Below are 20081 nucleotides of genomic sequence, written 5' to 3'. Positions count from 1 at the left end.
TGAGTCAGTAAATCCGATCAAAATTTGGCAACTATAAGTCACAAGTTTGCTAGTAACCTATGGCAGTTTAATTAAGAAAACTTACTATCCCTTGTCTGTAAATATCTCATTACCACAATGAAATATTTGCAATCTTATTTAATCCAGTTTGAGGTAATGTTTAAGAATAAAATAAAATCAATATAAATCATATAGTTAAATGTTAGTGTGAGTTTGGTCTCAAGTTTGCAATTCGGTAAGTTCTTATTCTAAAAAAGGCAGCTTACATATGAGCAATTCTATTCAAACTATTAATCCTTTCACCGAAGCGCCATTACAAAACTATTCTCTTCTCTCAGCTAGTGAGGCAGAAAGCGCTGTTAACCATGCAGACGATACCTTTCAAAATTGGAAATTAGTCCCTCTATCAAAACGGGTCAAACTAGCCAATGCTTTAGCCGAGCAAATAGAACACAACAAAACTCAGCTAGTTAAGTTAATGGTTGAAGAAATGGGTAAAGTCCAATCTCAAGGAGAACAAGAAGTAGATCTATGCGCTGGTATTTGCCGCTACACCGCCAGCATAGCTGAAAAAGAATTAGCCAATGAAGAGCGTGATTACCAACAAGGTAGAGCCATAGTAACCTACCAACCTATTGGTGTTATTCTCGGGATCCAACCTTGGAACTTCCCGCTATACCAAGTTATTAGATACAGCATCACCAATGTAGTGGCTGGTAACACCACAGTCATGAAACACGCCTCTAACGTATTCGGTATGGCACTGAAAATCCAAGAGTTATTTGAAGCGGCAGGCTTCCCTAGGTATGTGTACCAGTCGTTGTTAATTGACGGTGAAACAGCAAGCAAGCTGATTGAACATGATGCAATCAAAGGCGTAACCTTTACAGGTAGTGATGCAATTGGGAAAAAAGTGGCAGAACAAGCCGCCAAACGCAGTAAAAAGACAGTATTAGAGCTAGGCAGTAATGATGCTTACCTAGTGCTAGACGATGCCGACATTGAATTAGCAGTTAAAACCTGTGTAAAAGCCAGAGTAATCAATAATGGCGAAACCTGTGTGTCTGCTAAACGCTTTATAGTAACTGAGAAAAATTACGACAACTTCAAACAAGGTATCACGCAAGCCATGATGGCCTTAAAGCTTGGAGACCCAAAGGCCGAAGATACTGACCTAGGTCCTATGGCACGCAAAGACCTGCGAGAGACCCTGCATGAGCAGGTTACTGAATCAATAAAATCTGGTGCTACTGTAGTGTGTGGTTGTGAAATACCTAAAGGAAAAGGCTATTTTTACCCAGCATCAATTTTAGAAAACGTCACCCCAGGCATGCCCGCTTATGACGATGAATTGTTTGGCCCAGTAGCAGCCTTAATCAAAGCAAAAAATGATGAAGATGCTATGCGCATAGCCAATGACTCACGCTACGGACTCGGCGGTGGCATTTTTTCTAAAAACGAAGAAGCTGCAATTGAGCTGGCAACGAAACATTTCGACACTGGTATGGTCAACATAAACGGTTATGGCTTAGCCCAACCAAACTTACCCTTTGGAGGCGTTAAAAGTAGTGGCTATGGCCGCGAACACGGAGGCTTTGGTATTAAAGAATTTGTAAACATCAAATCAATCGTCATTGCCGAAACAGCTTAAACATTTACTTACAATAACTTACCAAGAGGCGCACAAAAAAGTGCGCCGTAGAATACCTAAAATGAGTAATTAAGTTAAAAGCAGTTGAGCTTAATCTCAAAAGTATTCTTTTTTGTTTTCATAAGCCTGTTTGATATGTGCAATCAGTAGCTTTAATTTCTTAGGTAGGTATTTAGTGTAAGGGTAAACCCCATAAACACCGAGTTTCCTAGGCTGAAACTCAGTCAAAATTGGTACCAATGTTCCTTGTTGTAAATCCTCATAAACGCAACAGCGTGGTACATAAACAATCCCAAATCCAGCTAATGCAGCTTTACGTAATGCTTGAGCATTATTGGTGGCTAAACTACCACTGATGCGCACGCTTTCTTCTACCCCATTTTGAGTAAAACGCCAATCAAACGAACCTTGTGCTTGATAGGTATAAGCAAGGCAATTGTGATTTTTAAGCTGCTCTATGCTTTTTATTTCACCGTGCTTTTTTATATATTTAGGGGAACAACAGACAACCCAGTTTGACTGAATCAATGGCTTGGCAATTAGGCTTGAATCCTCTAGTTTTCCTGTTCGTATCACAAGATCTAAGCCTTCTTCAAGCAAGTCAGCAAAGCCATTATCAAGTCGCATATCAACAGTAATATTGGGGTACATTTGACAAAACTCAGCAATGGCTTCTGCTAAAAGCAGCTCTCCAGATATGGTTGGTACCGATATTTTAATATTGCCGCGAATGCCTTGACTGAAGGCAGAGACAGAAGCAATGGCATCACTGACTTGGCCTTCTATGTTTTTGGCATGAACATAAAGGTTTTCACCTGCTTCTGTTAAGCTAAGGCGCCTGGTTGTGCGGTGAATCAGTTGTACGCCAAGCGCTTGTTCTAGTTTACTTATTTTTTTACTTAACGCTGGGGTAGATAAGCCAGCTTTAAGTGCAGCCTTATTAAAAGAGCCGCTATCAGCGACGTACACAAAGAGGGTTAAATCTGCTGAATTCAAAACTATTAGGCCGTTTTAGGAAATAGTTTATTATTTTATGTCGTATTTATTGCAAATAAAAGCATGATTATAATGAGTTATATGTTCCCTTAGAAGAAATACCATTATGCGACTTAAAGACTGCCATAACTTTCATGATTTCAGGACGTTAGCTAAAAAGCGTCTGCCCAGTCCGATTTTCAATTATATTGATGGTGGCTCTGATGATGAGTCAACTTATCGCCGCAACACTGCTGCATTTGAAACCTGTGACTTAGTCCCTAACGTCTTGACCGGTGTAAAAGATATCGACCTCTCTGTAACAGTAATGGGTCAAAAGTTAGATATGCCCGTTTACTGCTCACCCACAGCCTTACAACGTTTATTTCATCACCAAGGTGAAAGAGCCGTAGCAACGGCAGCAGAAAAATATGGCACTATGTTTGGTGTGTCTTCTCTTGGTACTGTCAGCATGGAAGAGATCGCCAAGCAAGTTGATACTCCTCAGGTATACCAGTTTTATTTTCATAAAGACCGCGGGTTAAACCGAGCCATGATGGAACGAGCCAAAGCATCCGGCATTCAAGTAATGATGCTAACGGTTGACTCCATCACGGGCGGTAACCGTGAACGGGATTTACGCACTGGGTTTTCTATTCCTTTCCGCCTAACGCTAGCTGGTATGTTGCAATTTGCAATCAAGCCCATGTGGGGCATCAATTATGTGACCCACGAACGCTTTCGATTACCACAACTTGACGACCACCTTGATATGAGTGGAGGAGCATCTTCTATTGGAGATTACTTTACCAACATGCTTGACCCTTCAATGAACTGGGACGATGTAGCTGAAATGGTCAAATTTTGGGACGGTGAATTTTGCTTAAAAGGCATTATGAGCCGCGAAGATGCAAGAAAAGCGGTAGATATTGGCTGCACCGGCATTGTGATATCTAATCATGGAGGTCGCCAATTAGACGGCTCGCGAAGCTCTTTTGACCAGCTTGCCGAAATTGTCGATGAAGTAGGCGATGAAATAGACGTGATTTTTGATAGCGGAGTACAACGCGGTACCCATGTACTAAAAGCGCTATCCTTAGGAGCAAAAGCCGTAGGCATTGGCAGAATGTACCTTTACCCGCTAGCAGCGGCTGGGCAACCTGGCGTTGAAAGAGCATTAGGTTTAATGCGAGCAGAGTTAGAACGAGGCATGAAATTAATGGGAAAAACCTCAATAGAGCAATTGTCGACTAATAATTTGCGTTTTCGTTCCTAGTTTAGGTAGCCATAAAAGCCTAATAACCCAAAGAAATAAAAGTAATAAAGACAGATATGGACCCTTCAGTCGGGTCAAGTACGACTCGACTACTTTCCTCAATTTTGTTTTACATCAGCTTTGCATTGCAGGTAAATATTCTCTAGCTAACCATGACACCCATTCTAAAAATTAGCAAAACACTCACCCTAGCTAACAATGACACCCATTCTAAATATAATTAGCAAAACACTCACTCAGGTTCAAGGTTGAAGCTGGGTTACAAAATAATGCCATTTTAATTAAGGGTGTCTTTGTAAAATAATAAAGCATTTGTTGTGTGTAAATTACCTTGTTAGTGGACCATATAAAACATAGCTACCGTCTAAACCATTGTATATAGCTATGTAATTTACCGTTTCATTGGAAGGCTTATATAAAGTAAAGCCTAAGTCATCCATAATTATTTGATTTCTAACTTCGCAGATCTCGTTGTAACTTAAACTACCTCTCAGAAATTCTTTAACTATTTTATTGTTGGGATTTAAATTGCCAGAGGAGAATTGGTTTGTAATATATTCTGCATCACCTTCGTTGCAGCTAACAACTCTAGTAGCAGAGGCCTGAAAGCTAAATATGGCAATTGTTATTATCACAAATATATGATTCTTCATTTTACACATAACGCCAAGTTAACCTGCCGGAGCGGAGTTGTTTGTTTTTGTGGTAGCGTAAGCGTAAAGCCACAAAAACAAAAGACGCAGCGGAGGTCAGGCTGAACTTTTTGTTATGTAAATTAGCCACATTGCCTACCCGCGACAAACAGACTAACAAATATACCAGTTGCCGAGCCGAAAAAAAGACCTAACAGCAAGGCAGATATAGTTTTGTTTTGAATAATGCTGACTGAGTGACCTGCACGAATTCTTAGCCCTAAATAGATAACTGTATTAACTGCCGGGGCCCACAAGATCAATGATGTGAGAAAAATATCTTTCGTAAGACCGCTGAAGCAATATACCCCTCTCTTAAGCTCAATTGAGAAGTGCGGGAGGGTCGTACCATAAATACCAACCACGGCAGTTCCGGTAAAAACTAACGTGAGGATTACCCCCGCAACAAATTCCTTTTTCATTGAGCTTCTCTTCACTTCAATCCTTTACATAACACTGTCCACAAACCCGGTTGATGGTTTTGTTAGATTGCGCCACCTCGTTATGGCACATAAATTAACCCTATCTCTAAACTTATATTACCGTTTTTTTCCATTACTCGACCGTTTAACTCTAAGTCACTCCGCCCTTCATTTTCGGTGAAAAGGTCGACTATAATTTGCCAATAATCACCCATCAATTGAGCACAAGATGTTTCCCAAGTTTCTTCAGGCAGGTTGATTAGAACCTCTCCATAATCTGCTACATAACTTTTGTTAGCAAGTGCTATGTCGACTGGTATAGGTTGAATAGCTAATCATGACACCCATAACTAATACAGAATAGCTAATCATGACACCCATAACTAATACATACACTTAAACATTTGGCTTTATTATCGTTTATGAGAGATATCTAGCTAGTTGAATGAGGTACCAGAGGGGTCTTCGTACTTTTTATTAATCAAGGCTAAATTGGTATTTTGCAGGCGTAACTAGGTTGTAGTATTCGCTTTGTTTTGAATTTTAGTGGTTATGCGGGTTGTAATAATTCTTTAGCTTTTCCCATTCCTCGAAGTCGTTGATGGCCTGTATGACGCTTAAATTGATTCATCATTATTTCTGCACCTGCTGCGTAGCAAAAGTGCTGTTCAAATTCTGTGGAGAGGGTGAGCCATTGTTCATCATCTAAACCTAACCTTTGTAATATGGGGGATTGGATTGGGTTTATATATCCTCGTTTGTCTTCTCGTATGATGCGGCCTGTGGTGTCAACTAACTCACAGTAATCTTTTAAGCTAAACGCTATGCCTTGGGGCATGTTTCCTCTGTGGTTACCTACAAAAGGCATAAGTTGTTGGGGTTGATTGTTATTTAGTTTGATAGCTTGAGTTCGTTTTTGAATACTTGTGTGTTTTGATGTTTCTGGCGTTTTCGCAATTTTGGCCCTGATGGGGTTTAAGTCTACATAGGCCATACAGGCCAGTACTGCTGACTCATCTAAAAGGGCTTGAGATTTGAACCTGCCTTCCCAGAAGCGGCCCGTACAATCATCCTCTTTATTAGCTTCTCGAGCGATATATTCATTTAAGTCACGCATTAGCCAGCTAATGTCGTGTAAACGTCTTCTGTATTCAACTGTGGTTTCATCTAACGTGAGTAATTGACCTTGGGTGAGTGTATCGCCCCTAGCAAACATTTGTGTCAGCAGTGTGCCTTTGTGCAACCTATGCCACCGGTTTATGACCTCTTCATCACTCCAAGCCTCAGCCTGCTCTGCATTGACATGTAACACCACATGCACATGATTACTCATCACCGCATAAGCACACACATCAATCGCTAATACAGAAGTTAAAAACAACAACCTGTCTTCAACCCACCCTCTCCGATGCTCATAGCTTTGACCTGAATAATCATCCACTCCACATAAAAAAGAGCGGCGAACACAACGAGAAACACAATGGTAATAAGGAGTATCTTGCAAACAAATTTGAGACTTCCGTGGCTGAGGCATGACATCAATCCTTTGATTTATTTTATAAACAAAAGCCTAGCTCAGTTACAAAATAATGCCATTTTAATTAAGGGTGTCTTTATAGTTATTTGATGAAACCCGCATATTCAAAGAATACAATTAGTAGTGATAAAAGCAATAAACCACCAAAAGCAAATAAACCAATTAAAATATTTGCTAATGCCGTGTGCTGCCGAATTACTTTACACCCGCAAAGATTACATTTAGCTGGAAAGGCTTCGGTACACACTATATTTTTTAATACGCTAATTTGATGATTACAAATATTCATAAGAAACATAACGCCCTAATTAGGTGGCACAAACGCGTGGGCTATACTGCGAAGCAGCCCGCGTGTTTGTGTCCCCAACATTTGATTGTTAGATGACATTTGTCACCAAACTGCCCAGCGACACTAAAAATGCCAATGATGATATTACAAGAGGTATCGTAAACCGCCTGAATGAATCATCAAGCTCTGCTATAACTGAAGCGAGCAAGGGGAAATGAATAGCATTTATATCTGAACCCACTTTCATTGCGAATAGATGTACATTACTTCCGTTTTCTTGCTTATAACGGTACTTTTTATCCAAATGGTAATAAAGGCGCCCGAAAATTAATCCCGGCTCAGTTGATAATTTTTCCGCTACTAAATTGCAATCTATAGGAACATATATTTTTGCAGAGCGGTTAGGATTATCTTTATCAAAATTGAGATAATCTTTCTCATACAGAGAGTAGATTTTTTTTAGTAACTTCCTATCTGTAACTGTTTTCAAAGTAACTGTCCTGTCATCTAACAATATTAATATCCGGAAAAATTCCGTGTTTAAATATGGAATTTTTTCGCCTTTCTACATTATTCTTTCTTACCATAGCCTCTAACCCATTGTACAGGTTAACTTTATTACCACCTACTCATTCAGCCAATGGGGAAACACAGAATTTTTCCTAGATCTTGCTGTTATGCGGAATTTCAATCAAAACTGGATAAATTAGCAGTACTAATAGCATTCAAAAATGCCGCGGCCGTACTTTTGATATAGCATTTAATAGTTGCCGACAGACAAGCTGGCGGGCTAAAGCCCAACCTACAAGTTCTGTATGCTTTTTTTCTGTGAGTAAAGCGAATGCCTTGTGTGTGAAGCACATGCTCCATCACGCAGTGATACCCTGTGCGCCAAACACAACATCATAAAGCCTGGCCCAACACCTCCCTCACAACTTGCTTAACATCCCCATAACGACAATGCTCAAAACTACCAAACCCTGCCACTTGCCTCACTTTTAAACGGGTGAACAAGGGCATGGTCATGGCGGTTAAAAATCGACAGTAGATAGACTCGGTTAAAGGCACATCGGTTTTATCAGCAAGGTGAGTTTGTAGCGCTGACATGGCCTCTACCACTTGTACTTTATCGGGTACTGCAATTGGGTTTGAGTATTCTAGTTTTGCCACTTGGCCGTTACATACACTGCAATGGCCACAATGCTCGGGTACTTGCTTGTCATCAAAGTAAGCGGATAGATTAAAGTTTAAGCATTTACCTAATTCAAAAAATCGCACAAGTGCGGCAATACGCTTCACTTCTTTTAGTTCGTTCTCTGCAAAATACTGGGCTAAGGTTTTAGCTAAGTCTGGTGCTAATAAGGCTTGTTGATTAACTTGGTAAACATCGGTAATTAACCGAGAGGCTAGTTCAATATGATTGTGTTCGTGTAAATATTCTAAGGCTGTCACCACCCTACTGCGCTCGGCTCCATATGCTTGATAAATCTCATCAAAATTCACTACACCCCAAACCTTTTTCATAGCGGTATGGGTAAATACGGCATTGAGAAAATCACTTCGTTCTTTAGAAAACTGACTTAAAATTGTCCCTTTGTCTGTGATGAATTTATATTTAAACTCGCCAAAGTAGGCGTATAAAGGGCGAATGACCTTGGCAAGTTCAAGCTGCACCAATAAGGTTTTTAGGGGTAATTGGCGAATATTACTCAAGGTCGACAAGCTATTGATTTGGGTTTCCCATTGAAATTGCCCGAGATTCGATATCTCAGTACCTTGGGCGGCAATATCGTCTATGACCCGCTGAATGGCTGGCAAGTCTGGGGTATCACCATATACAAAGTTTTCGATTGTCACTAAGCCATCTAAATTAGCTAACACAGTGCAATTAGCAGCTTGCCCATCTCGGCCTCCACGGCCTATTTCTTGGCTGTAGTTTTCAATAGATTTGGGTAAATCGTAGTGCACCACAAAACGTATGTCTGATTTGTCTATCCCCATACCAAAGGCAATGGTGGCCACCACTACTTGCAGCTTGTTTTCCATAAAGTCCTGCTGAATGGACTGCCTAATTTCACTGTCTAATCCGGCATGGTAAGCTTTTGCCACGCAGCCATTTTGCTTTAAAAAACCTGCTATTTGTTCTGCCGTTTGCTGCAATGTGACATAAACAATTCCAGCCCCTTGCTGCTGTGACACTTGTTTTAATAGCGCTTGATTTTTATGGACCTCGATTACGGGCACCACATTAAGGTTAAGGTTAGAACGATAAAACCCCGTTTGAATTATGTCATTTGGGGCAATGGCAAACCTGCTGGCCATGTCTTGCTTAACTTTTTTAGTGGCCGTTGCTGTGAGTAACAGTACCAAAGGTATCTTGAGTTCTTGCTTATAGGCTGGAAGTTTTAAATAGTCGGGTCGAAAGTTATGGCCCCATTCAGAGATACAGTGGGCTTCATCAACCACCAGCATAGATACTTGAATAGACTCTATAAACTGCCTAAAACGTTCGTTTTTAAAACGCTCTACCGACACCATTAATATTTTGCATTGGCCTGAACGCACATCGTGCATTACCTGTTTGTTTTGCTGAGCAGTTAAGGTCGAATCGATACTGGCCGCTGCGATACCTTTACTGTGTAAGAATTCAAGTTGGTCTTTCATTAACGCTAATAGCGGTGATACCACTAAGGTTAGATGGGGCAATTGGGTGGCCACAAACTGGTAACACAAAGACTTGCCCGACCCGGTTGGAAATATAGCAAGTGTTGAGCGCTGATTTAATAGGCCATCTACCACTTTTTGTTGGCCAGTGCGAAATGCTGAGAACCCAAACAAGGTTTGCAGTAATTGCGTGTGATCTGGATTTGAATTCATTTGTTGTACCTTCCTTGTTTACTGTCACTAAGCTTCAAAGTTTCAAGGCAAGGTTTGTTAGCTAGATTAATGGTCAGCGCCATTTAAGATTTCTCTAACTGATAAATTGCATCGGTAAGTGAATCCATTCTGTCTACCAATACTGCCTGAGCATCGTATAGTCCTTGATTATAGTAAAGACTCCCCATTTCTTTAGAAATAAAATCAATCAAGAAATCTGCATCAAATTGCCCAAGCTCTAAGTCTAACTCTGAGGACATAAACTTTTGTAACTTAGTGATAATTTGTTCTTTTTGTTGCGACGAAAACTCAATTTTTGACACTGGTACTCTCCGAATAAATTGGAATATAAAATAAGTGAGTGCTAACTTTTATGTAAGTGTACTTAATCAAGCAGGCTAGCTTGGAAGTTAACCATGCTTTGAGGTAACTGTGGATTTTCTAATGTAAAAAGTGTGCGCTCTGCTAAGCTAAATTTTTCAAGCAGGTTATCATGATAGAGATTAAAAATTGTCGAAAATTCATTAGTATCTTGTAAAGCCTGCAAGCCCTTTTGTAAACGTTTAGCTAACTCAGGACGGTTAGGATTAACGTAAAAAACAAGGGGGAATGGATAATAAAGCATTAAAGATGGCTCTATGCTCAAGCCACCTAAAGGTGCTGCTAAGTGATTATAAATGTCCTCAATTTCATTCACTCCTAAAGCCACATAATCAAACTCTTTGTGCTTAAGGCGATGAAACAATTCATCTAAAGAGCCTCGCTCAACCACTGGATAATGGTTGTGCCTAAACAAGGCAGCATCGGCCCATGTATTAGGGATCCCGATACTATGCTGTTGTAATTGTGCTTGAGACCTAAATTTAGCAAACTTAGGTAATGAAGCGTCTCTAACTATCAAGAGCCTAAACCCCAACAACCCCTTGGTGAGTGGACTTGGGACCACTAGCTTATTGATACCATCAAATTTACTGTTACCTGCCACGGTAACTAACACATCAACCCCGGTTTCAAACACACGCCCTTCATCAGCCGCGCCGGGGTAGTCAGTATTGTCTATATAAACACTTGTTGCTTGCCCGTTAACGTCTGTTATGCGCAAACAAGCCTTAAGTAAGGCCACTTCATAAGCTTGCCTGCTGGCAGATTTATTGCCATTCCAAAAATGCACTCTATCCATCCGCTTAACCCCTTCAATAATCCACGTCGCCGAATTCAGGCCCATTTAAGTACTTAATGGCCATTAGCTAGCATACAATTTAATACATATAGTTAACATTAAGGCCATTTATGCAACTTGCGATTTTTATTATGTCTCGCTTACCAAGACTCTTTTTAGTCGTACCCATTTGTCTATTTTTAAGTGCATGCACAAGTTCTGAGCAGTCGAGCGCTCCCTCAGTTGTGAAAGTAATAAAACATGAAGGTAAATACTCACTATCTGTAAATGATGCACCATATGAAGTAAGAGGAGTAGGCCTAGGATTTAAAAATATTGAAAAAGTAGTCGCATTAAAAGCAGCTGGCGGTAACACCTTTAGAACTTGGGGTATGGAGCACATTGACGAAGAGTTGGCGATAGCTGAGCAATTAGACTTGATGATTGCTGTAGGCATTAGCACAGGTAAAGAGTTGTTAGGGTTTGATTACAATGACCAAGCCGCTGTCGCTAAACAATTTAAAGAAGTGACCGCTGCCATAGAGAAATATAAAAACCACCCTAATGTTTTAATGTGGGTTATCAATAACGAGCCTAACCTACTATTTGATGACCAAGGTAAATTAAAAGATGTTAACCCTAAGGTGTACGCTGCCATGGGCGACATCATTGACTATATTCATGCAAATGATCCCAACCACCCTGCTACCTTTAGCTTAGCTGGCGCCAACCCTGCACATATACAGCAAGTTGTTAAATACGCCCCAAATATCGATATTATTGCGGTGCAAACCTATGGTGACCTAACCACAGTCCCCCAAAGCATTGCACAAAGTAAAGTGGATAAACCCTACATGGTCACAGAGTTTGGGCCTATGGGACATTGGGAATTACCAACAACCGAATGGGGCCGAGAAATCGAAGAGCCAAGCGCAGTAAAAGCAGCAGGTATGGCAAAACGTATGCAAGATGTCATCATAAACGACCAAACTGGGCACATAATAGGGTCCTTTGCTTTTTTCTGGGGCCAAAAACAAGAGCGTACTCCTACTTGGTATGGCATGTTCAATGAATCTGGGGAGCACACTGCCCGTATTGATGAGCTCACCAAAATTTGGACTGGGCAATATCCTAGCAACCGCGCACCTTTATCAAAGGCCATTACCATAGATAATATTACAGCGGTGGATAATGTTTATTTAAAGCACGGGCAAACGGCCACAGTGAAAGTACTAGTGTCAGATCCAGATGGCGACACTTTGTCCTATGAATGGGTGCTAATGGAGGAAGTTAAAGCCCGTAGTCAGGGAGGACATTACGAAGCCAAACCAGCAAGCTTAACCTTAAATATAGTGAACACAAGTACTGCAAATGATTATGTAGAAATGACATTTGTGGCCCCTAAAACTCCCGGTGAATACCGTTTATTTAATTACGCCTACGACGGAAACAATAATGTAGCTAATGCAAATATTCCATTTATGGTTCAGAATTAAAAACAACTAGAGACTAGAGCGTTACTTTGCTCTAGTCTCCATAATTTAGAACACTATATTTTGGAATGACTATGTCTAACACTGCCAGCGAGTTTGCAAACCTAACCCCAGAACAACGCCTTAACTACCTAGTAAAAGAGTGTGTTGCAGCAAATCAAATTTGGATCCTCACAGACCAAGACGGTTGCGTTATGCTAAACACCGAAGACGAAGACTGCGCCCCAGTTTGGCCAAGCCAAGCCACTGCGCAAGATTGGGCCACTGGTGACTGGGCTGAGTGCCAACCCCATGCCATTGACTTAAAAACCTGGCATAGCCGCTGGAGCCAAGGCTTAGAAGACGACGATGTGGCTATTGTTGTATTTCCTGATGAAAACGACCAAGGCCTAGTTTTATCAGCTTATGAATTTGATTTAGAGCTAAAGAACCAAGCTAAAAAATAATTCTACTACACACCAAGTTAGCGGCCTCTAACACCATAGGGGCCGCAGATTAGCCTTTCACAAAAATATAAATTACAGGTTATTGATAAAGTACTGAGCCCTTAAAGTACTCAAATGTAACGACGTCCCCTCGCCTTCAACAATTCCATGACGCCTATTTGGGTAAGACATCAAATCAAACTGCTTATTATGTTTAACTAGCTCATTAATAAGTAACTCACTGCCTTGGTAATGCACATTGTCATCTCCAGTGCCGTGCACTAACAAGAGCTTACCCTTAAGGTTAGCTGCATGAGTAATAGCAGAAACTTGTGCATAGTTGTCTATATTATCTTCCAGTAATCCTGAATATCGCTCTTGGTATATAGAGTCATATAATCGTTTATCTGGCACTGGAGCTTGAGCCACCCCGACCTTAAAGGTATCTGACTGTCTAAATAGTAGGTTTAAGGTTAATGAACCGCCTCCTGAATGCCCCCATACACCAACACGATCACAGTCTATAAAACTCCAACGGGCACACATGGCGTTTATTGCATCTGCTTGATCTTGGGGTTCGTTGTTGCCATCACTTGCGTAAATAGAACGCCTCCAGTTGTGACCTCTTGGGGCAGCTGTACCTCTATTATCTACAGATGACACTACAAAACCTTGTTGTGCCATCATAAGGTGCCACATACCTAGGTTACCTTGCCACATGTCTCGCACGGTTTGACCAGCGGGCTCTCCATAAACATAGTGAATCAGTGGATAGGTTTTGTTTGCATCAAAGTTTGTGGGACGTAATATAAAACCATCTAAACGTAGGCCGTCTTGCGCTTTTACGTCAAAAAATTCGAATTCACCCATGTCTAATTTAGCGAGTTTTTCTGTGAGCTCTGCGTTATCTTCCATCACATGATGTACCTTGTGATCAGGTAGCGAAACTAAACTATAAACGGGTGCCGACAAAAATGATGAATGCTGGTGTATTGCCCAGCTAGAATCAGCCGAAATCTGGTAGCTGTTAGTTCCACTTAACTCAGTTGGCGTAACTTGCTCCATTTGGCCGCTGCCATCTAAACGTGCGCGCTGTAAATAACGTTGAGACACATTGCTTGGAGAAGCAATAAAATATAACCAACCATTTTGTTCATCAATGGACACAAACTGGGTAACATCAAACTCACCTGGGGTTAAATCGATATAGCTTTTTCCATCTCTAGACACCCGATAAACATGCTTCCAACCATCTCTTTCACTTTGCCAAATAAAATCATCCGATTGTTTCAACCATTTAGGCTCAACCATTAGCTCAATAAAGGTTTCTTCTTGTTCTACTAAGAAAGGTTGCGCTTCACCTGTATCAGCATTTGCGTAGAACAAAGTGTTAGTATCTTGCTTGCGATTCATTTGTTGGATCAGCAGCTGCTCACTATTATTGGCCCAGTCCATTCTTGGTATATACATGTCTTTAGCCACGCCCGGTAACTTAACCCACTGCGTCTTAGGGTTTACTACTGTAACTACCCCTATTTTTGCAGCAGCGTTTTCTTCACCTACTTTAGGATAGGGAATAGCTGCCACTTCAGGATAAAGCGTGTCGGTGTTGTTAATGATAAAAAAGTCTTTAGCTGCGTGAGTATCAAGCTGCCAAAATGCAATTCGCTTGCTATCTGGACTCCAGCGAAACCCGTCTCGAATCGAAAACTCCTCTTCATATGCCCAATCAAATAAACCATTGATGATGCTATCTGAAGCATCAGATGTTAGTGCCGTAATCTGGCGAGTTTTAAGATCTTGTGCATAGATATTGTTATGCATCACATAGGCAAACTTCAAACCATCAGGAGAAAACTTACCAAACATCATTTGTGCGGGCTCAGCTTGATTATCGCCTAATTGCCACAGCTCATTGGTGTTAAAGTCGCGGACCCAGTAATCACCTCGATCTTTTTGACGCCAAACATATTCTGCATTGGTGTAAATGAGTATTTTTGATTTGTCAGCAGACCATTGGTAGTCATCTATGGGTAAGGCTTTGTCTGATCCTTGAGGAATTAATTGCGCTAATGGCAACAACACAGTTCGCTCTAATGTGGCTGGATCGTATTTTACAATTTCTTCATATATTTTGATGTCGTCGCCGTATCTGTCTTTTTCTAGCTTGGCATCTTCAAACCCCGGCGCTGTTTCTAACGCACTATAGCTAGCACCTTCATCTAACCAGCGCACTGCACCTGGTCTTTTGGCATTGTATTTCCATTCGCCATAAATCGCTTCATTGGTTAAAGTTTCACTCACCTTTATTGGCTCCACATTATTTGATTGGTTATTACTTATACATGCAGACAAAGTAAACAAAGCTGCGACTAATGCTGTAATTTTCTGCTTTAAGTTAGGATGTTTCATTGGTGTCTTCTTTGGTTTTTGTTAACAAGCCAGTTATTAACTTTTAGGGGGCAGTAACCTGTCTATTCACTAAAATATCTCCTCTGGGAATATTTGGTGATTGAGGATTACTATCGGACAATCTTACATTCAACTTTTGTTACAAATATTATTGTTGTTCAAAGGTTTCAAACTGATTGGGTAAAAAGTCGACCAATCTGCCTGACAACCCCACATAAATTTTCATTGTGTTACCAAAGGATTGAAAAATCTTTGGTAGCATATCTTCAAGGTTATCATTGCCCCGCTGCTTAGCTTGGGTTACCGCCAAGGACATATCTGCAAAGGTGGTAAACATATATAAACAATGGCTTAAATCTTTTTGCAGCTTTTGCATTTCCTCTTGTTTAGTTACCTGCATTTTATCCCATGCATTTTGCCAAACACCTTCAAGCTGACTGTGGCCTAACAACATTCCTTGGCACCATAAGGATAAACGTTTTTGCTGTGAATTTCCTTTCAGCCCAATACCTGCGGGCAATTGAATAATTTCATCACTCATGTCTTTCAACTGATTTTGGAGTAACCCCATCAGCAAATCAGTTAATTCATCAGCTTGCTCTACACTGGTTAGTTGATTACTTTTTTTAATAACCCAAGGTAACCAAACCTCAGGCATGGGAATTTCAGGTGCTGCAGCGGCGGCAAACACACACCCTTTTATAAATTCAAAAGGGTAAACCACATCACTTAATTCAGGTGAAGCACATAATGCACTCAACCTAGCTTCTACGCCTGTTTCACTTTTGAACATACATGACTATTTTTATGAAAAGTTATGCTAACAATAAAACAGAACCTAGACCTAAGTGCAACGCTAAATCACCTACTCCATACCTTAAAAATCACTTGCATCAAAAACCACAAGTTATAATATAACATTACCTTAATAACGAGATTGGTTGCCCATGTCGCACAAATTATCTACTACTTGCACTTTTGTTATGGCCGCCCTGCTCGGAAATTCAGCATTAGCTGCAGATAAAGTCATTCAAAAAGACGAAAATGACATCGAAACTCTAATAATTACAGCTAGCCCTTTAGAACGTTCTGTTCTTCAGTCAACTACACCTGTATCTATTTTAAGTGGCGATGAACTAGAGAAAAACCAAGCCGCCACTTTAGGCGAAACTTTAAAGTCAGTACCGGGTGTTAATAGCACCTATTTTGGCCCTGTATCTAGTAGCCCTATTATTCGCGGCTTAGATGGACCTAGGGTAAAAGTAGTTCAAAATGGAATGGACAGTTCGGATGCCTCACGAGTAGGACCGGATCATGTCACAACCAACGAAGCGAGTACTGCCACCCAAATCGAAGTACTTCGTGGGCCATCAACCTTATTATTTGGTAGTGGTGCCATTGGTGGTGTAGTTAACGTTGTTGACAACCGCCTGCCGAAAACCCGCCAAGATGAAACCTCTGGACGTGTTAGTGCCTTATATGACTCTGTGTCAAACGAACGCATGGTATCCACTGATATTAACGGTGGTTCAGGAAACTTTGCTTGGCACTTAGATGCCTTTAAGCGTAAAACCGATGATTATGATGTGCCTGAGTTTACCCTTGAAGATGGTGACATAGTCGACACTATTGATAATTCAGATATTGACTCGCAGGGTTATACCTTTGGTGCGGGCTGGATTGGAGATGACGTAACTGTTTCTCTTGCCTATGGAAGATTAGAAACAGACTATGGTATTCCTGGACACTCCCATGATGATCACGAGCATGAAGATGAGGAAGACGAAGACCATGATGAAGAAGATCATGACGAAGAAGATCACGATGAAGATGAGCATGAAGAAGAGGAAGAAGTCTTTGCTCGTATGAAACAAGATCGTTTCCAGTCTGTAGTGGATTGGAAGAATATCTCAGGATTCTTCAACGAATTACATTGGCACAATACCTACACAGATTATCAACATAGTGAAATTGAAGAAGGTGAAGTAGGTACAACCTTCAAAAATGAAACCCTAGAATCACGACTTTGGGCTAAGCACAAAGCCACCGGTGGTTGGGAAGGGGTGGTTGGCCTTCACTACACGGACTCTGAGTTTTCAGCGGAAGGTGAAGAAGCCTTTACCCCATCTACAGACTCAACTCATACCGCTTTGTTTATTCTTGAAGAAAAAACAGTAGGTGACTTTTTATGGCAACTTGGAGGAAGAGTTGAGCGGGTATCTCACAAGCCTGATAATGACTTTTTCATTTCAAGTGATGTAGATGCAAACTTCGAAGAGCTAACCTATACAGCAACTAGTGCATCAGCTGGTTTTGTTTACAATATTAGCGATAATCAGTCTCTTGCTTTGAACTATGCTTTCTCTGAGCGCGCGCCTTCATCAGCTGAAATATTCTCTAACGGACTGCATATCAGTACCTCTACCTATGAAGTAGGCGCAGGTTATGATTTGGTTATTGATGATAGCGACCCCGATGATGTTGAGTTCACAGTTGTACAATCTAGTGATGCCGTTGACAAAGAAATATCCAACAACCTAGACATAACTTACAGAGTACAAGGTGATAACCTTCAAGCAAACTTCAGTGTGTTCTACAACCAAGTAGACAACTACTTGTTCCAACAAAACACTGGTTTGGAATTCCACGACCATGAAGAAGAAGAACTTGAAGAAGAAGAGCACGATGAGGAAGAAGGTACGCCAGTATATGTGTTCAACCAACAAGATGCGGTAATTTATGGATTTGAAGCAGATGTAGATTGGCACTTCAGTGAAAACCTACGTTTAAGTGGTTTTACCGACTTCACTCGAGCCAAGTTAACCGATAGTGATGATGGCAACGATAACCTGCCTAGGATCCCTCCGATGCGAGTTGGCGCTGAGTTACATTGGGAACAAGATAATTGGCACGCAGAGCTTGGCGCAACTCACTACGCTAAGCAGGATAAAATAGCTGATTTTGAAACTGAAACAGACGGCTACACTATAGTTTCAGCTTCATTTAACTACTATGTACCTCTCGGTGGTAATGATTTAACCCTTTATGTTAAAGGTAACAACTTAACTGATGAACTAGGTAAAGTGCATAGCTCATTTATTAAAGATGTTGCGCCTTTACCGGGCCGTTCATTTGTTGTGGGTGCTAAATATAACTTTTAGTACTCCTCAGTAAAGGACTAACAAAAAAGGCTTAACCTTGCGGTTAAGCCTTTTTTATTTCTGTAAACGCCTTTAACTAGTTAACAGTGCAATGGCTTTTTCTAGTTGCGAACGAGGGCAACCGAAGTTAATACGTACAAAGTTCTTATCGCCAAAATCGATACCCGGTGACGGGCCAATTCCTTTATCTTCAAAGTACTTTTGAGGGTTATCTACCCCTAGCCCACTGGCATCAATCCAAGCTAAAAAGGTAGCTTGGGGAGTCAGTAACTTAAGGCCATCGATTTTTGCAATTTCAGCAGCTAGGTAATCTCTGTTACCACGTAAATAAGTAAGTAAATCTTGTCGCCAATCTTCACACTCGGTAAAGGCTGCCTGAGTAGCACTAAGCCCCATAACATTTACCCAAGGCACAATGCCTTGTGCCGCCTGATTGAAGCTTTTTCTTATTTTTGCATCTTCTATAATCGCAAATGATGTGCCTAAGCCTGCAACATTAAAGGTTTTACTGGCGGCCATTAAGGTAATGGCTTTACCACCAAAAGCTTCTACTTTACCAGCGGGAATATGTTTAGCCGTTTCATCTAAAATAATATCGCAGTGAATTTCATCAGAGCAGAGCATGACATTATTTTGAACACAGATTTCGCTAATACGCGCCAACTCCTGTGCAGATAACACTGAGCCAACAGGGTTCATTGGGTTACAAACAATAAATAACTTACATTTTGGATCAGCGGCTTGCTTTTCTAGCTCTTCAAAATCAATTGTCCAACGGTCGTTTATGGCAACTGTACCTATTTCTACCCTTTCCAACCCATGTAGCTTAGGGGCTGCCAATAAGGGCGGGTAGTTAGGGGTTTGCATCATAACTTTATCGCCGGGCTCACAAAACGCTTTACACACTACATTAAATGCAGGCACTACCCCTGGCGTCCAAACGATCCACTCCTCAGAAATATCCCAGTCATATTGCTGGGCCATCCAACTAACAACAGCTGCATTTGCATCTGCATGATGAGCAGGCAAGGTATATCCCATCAGCCCATGTTCAGTACGCTCATGTAAGGTATCTATAATGGGTTGTGCACACCTAAATTCGGTATCAGCAATCCACATTGGCAATATATCTCGGCCTTTGTATTTTTCCCACTTGTAGGCATAACTAGGAGATCTATCAATAATTTTATCAAATTGAGGCATTGGGTTGGTCACTTAAAGTTATTAGTATTATTAGAGCAGAAGTGCTTACTTCAATGTATTACACTTCTGCGTTACGAATTAGATCTTCGACTTTCGTAATAAAGTCGTGGCTGTGAAAAGGTTTTGCAACAAAGTCAGATGCACCTAAGCGCATAGCATTAACGACCAAATCTTTTGTGGCATTCGCAGTAAGCATTAAAAAAGGACATGTAGGACTCTTTTTTCGCAATTCAGACAAAATATCTAAACCACTGACATCTGGCATTAACCAATCACAAATTACCAGTGATATATTATCTATCTTGTCACTATTAATGAAAGTTAATGCTTCAGTACTATTCGAATAACTAATAATTTTACCTGATATCAGTTCTTCCAATACAAGCTGAATTAACTCTAGTGTGACAGTGTCGTCATCTATTATAAGTACGTTGCAGTTATACACAAAATCATCCTTTACTTACCTGTAGGCTAAGCTTTGTATATACCAAGCACCTACTAAAGGTCAA

16 protein-coding genes are annotated in these 20081 nt (G+C 40.8%); 5 read left to right on the top strand and 11 right to left on the bottom strand.

Annotated features, from left to right (window positions below; translation table 11 throughout):
• The first annotated feature begins 268 nt into the window (after positions 1–268).
• A complete protein-coding gene (locus tag ACMUMK_RS02805) occupies positions 269–1651 on the top strand; it encodes an NAD-dependent succinate-semialdehyde dehydrogenase (protein ID WP_414699601.1) in 1383 nt (460 codons plus the stop codon).
• A gap of 96 nt (positions 1652–1747) precedes the next feature.
• Here the strand turns inward: ACMUMK_RS02805 and ACMUMK_RS02800 are convergent, their stop codons facing one another.
• Complete coding sequence (locus ACMUMK_RS02800; protein ID WP_414699600.1) at positions 1748–2647, bottom strand: LysR family transcriptional regulator; 900 nt, start codon at positions 2645–2647, stop codon at positions 1748–1750.
• Positions 2648–2753: 106 nt separating this feature from the next.
• Between ACMUMK_RS02800 and ACMUMK_RS02795 the strand changes: the two genes are divergently transcribed.
• Complete coding sequence (locus ACMUMK_RS02795; protein WP_414699599.1) at positions 2754–3902, top strand: alpha-hydroxy acid oxidase; 1149 nt, start codon at positions 2754–2756, stop codon at positions 3900–3902.
• Between the two features lie 775 nt (positions 3903–4677).
• On the opposite strand, the gene ACMUMK_RS02790 is transcribed toward ACMUMK_RS02795, so the two are convergent.
• The 6 genes from ACMUMK_RS02790 to ACMUMK_RS02765 form a co-directional block, all read right to left on the bottom strand.
• Positions 4678–5016 (bottom strand): hypothetical protein, encoded by a 339-nt coding sequence (locus ACMUMK_RS02790; RefSeq protein ID WP_414699598.1) that lies wholly within the window; start codon positions 5014–5016, stop codon positions 4678–4680.
• A 550-nt stretch (positions 5017–5566) separates the two neighbouring features.
• The gene (locus tag ACMUMK_RS02785) at positions 5567–6550 is read right to left on the bottom strand and encodes a transposase (protein WP_414699597.1); all 984 of its coding nucleotides are present in this window, start codon (positions 6548–6550) and stop codon (positions 5567–5569) included.
• Between the two features lie 380 nt (positions 6551–6930).
• Positions 6931–7332 (bottom strand): hypothetical protein, encoded by a 402-nt coding sequence (locus tag ACMUMK_RS02780; RefSeq protein WP_414699596.1) that lies wholly within the window; start codon positions 7330–7332, stop codon positions 6931–6933.
• Positions 7333–7745: 413 nt separating this feature from the next.
• Entirely contained in the window at positions 7746–9719 is a 1974-nt protein-coding gene (locus tag ACMUMK_RS02775) for a RecQ family ATP-dependent DNA helicase (RefSeq protein ID WP_414699595.1), read from the bottom strand.
• An 83-nt stretch (positions 9720–9802) separates the two neighbouring features.
• Positions 9803–10042: a DUF2164 domain-containing protein gene (locus ACMUMK_RS02770; protein ID WP_133471374.1), complete on the bottom strand. Its 240-nt coding sequence runs from the start codon at positions 10040–10042 to the stop codon at positions 9803–9805.
• Positions 10043–10104: 62 nt separating this feature from the next.
• Entirely contained in the window at positions 10105–10944 is an 840-nt protein-coding gene (locus ACMUMK_RS02765) for a hypothetical protein (protein ID WP_414699594.1), read from the bottom strand.
• A gap of 65 nt (positions 10945–11009) precedes the next feature.
• Here ACMUMK_RS02765 and ACMUMK_RS02760 point away from each other — a divergent pair, with 65 nt between their 5' ends.
• Both ACMUMK_RS02760 and ACMUMK_RS02755 read left to right on the top strand, forming a co-directional pair.
• Positions 11010–12374, top strand: a complete 1365-nt coding sequence (locus ACMUMK_RS02760; protein WP_414699593.1) for a glycoside hydrolase family 2 TIM barrel-domain containing protein — start codon at positions 11010–11012, stop codon at positions 12372–12374.
• Positions 12375–12445: 71 nt separating this feature from the next.
• Complete coding sequence (locus tag ACMUMK_RS02755) at positions 12446–12817, top strand: DUF2750 domain-containing protein (RefSeq protein WP_414699592.1); 372 nt, start codon at positions 12446–12448, stop codon at positions 12815–12817.
• A gap of 72 nt (positions 12818–12889) precedes the next feature.
• On the opposite strand, the gene ACMUMK_RS02750 is transcribed toward ACMUMK_RS02755, so the two are convergent.
• Together ACMUMK_RS02750 and ACMUMK_RS02745 are read right to left on the bottom strand one after the other, a co-directional pair.
• A complete protein-coding gene (locus ACMUMK_RS02750; RefSeq protein ID WP_414699591.1) occupies positions 12890–15208 on the bottom strand; it encodes a S9 family peptidase in 2319 nt (772 codons plus the stop codon).
• A gap of 148 nt (positions 15209–15356) precedes the next feature.
• A complete protein-coding gene (locus ACMUMK_RS02745) occupies positions 15357–16001 on the bottom strand; it encodes a UPF0149 family protein (RefSeq protein WP_414699590.1) in 645 nt (214 codons plus the stop codon).
• Between the two features lie 154 nt (positions 16002–16155).
• Between ACMUMK_RS02745 and ACMUMK_RS02740 the strand changes: the two genes are divergently transcribed.
• On the top strand, positions 16156–18369 hold the full coding sequence (locus ACMUMK_RS02740; protein WP_414699589.1) for a TonB-dependent receptor domain-containing protein: 2214 nt from the start codon (positions 16156–16158) through the stop codon (positions 18367–18369).
• Positions 18370–18441: 72 nt separating this feature from the next.
• On the opposite strand, the gene ACMUMK_RS02735 is transcribed toward ACMUMK_RS02740, so the two are convergent.
• Both ACMUMK_RS02735 and ACMUMK_RS02730 read right to left on the bottom strand, forming a co-directional pair.
• The gene (locus ACMUMK_RS02735; RefSeq protein WP_414699588.1) at positions 18442–19572 is read right to left on the bottom strand and encodes a MalY/PatB family protein; all 1131 of its coding nucleotides are present in this window, start codon (positions 19570–19572) and stop codon (positions 18442–18444) included.
• A 58-nt stretch (positions 19573–19630) separates the two neighbouring features.
• Complete coding sequence (locus ACMUMK_RS02730) at positions 19631–20017, bottom strand: response regulator (protein WP_414699587.1); 387 nt, start codon at positions 20015–20017, stop codon at positions 19631–19633.
• Positions 20018–20081: the final 64 nt, after the last annotated feature.

The organism is Paraglaciecola sp. 2405UD69-4, from assembly GCF_047525415.1.
Taxonomy (GTDB): domain Bacteria; phylum Pseudomonadota; class Gammaproteobacteria; order Enterobacterales; family Alteromonadaceae; genus Paraglaciecola.
Note: the sequence above shows the minus strand (reverse complement) of the source record. Positions and strands in the feature narration are given on the sequence as shown.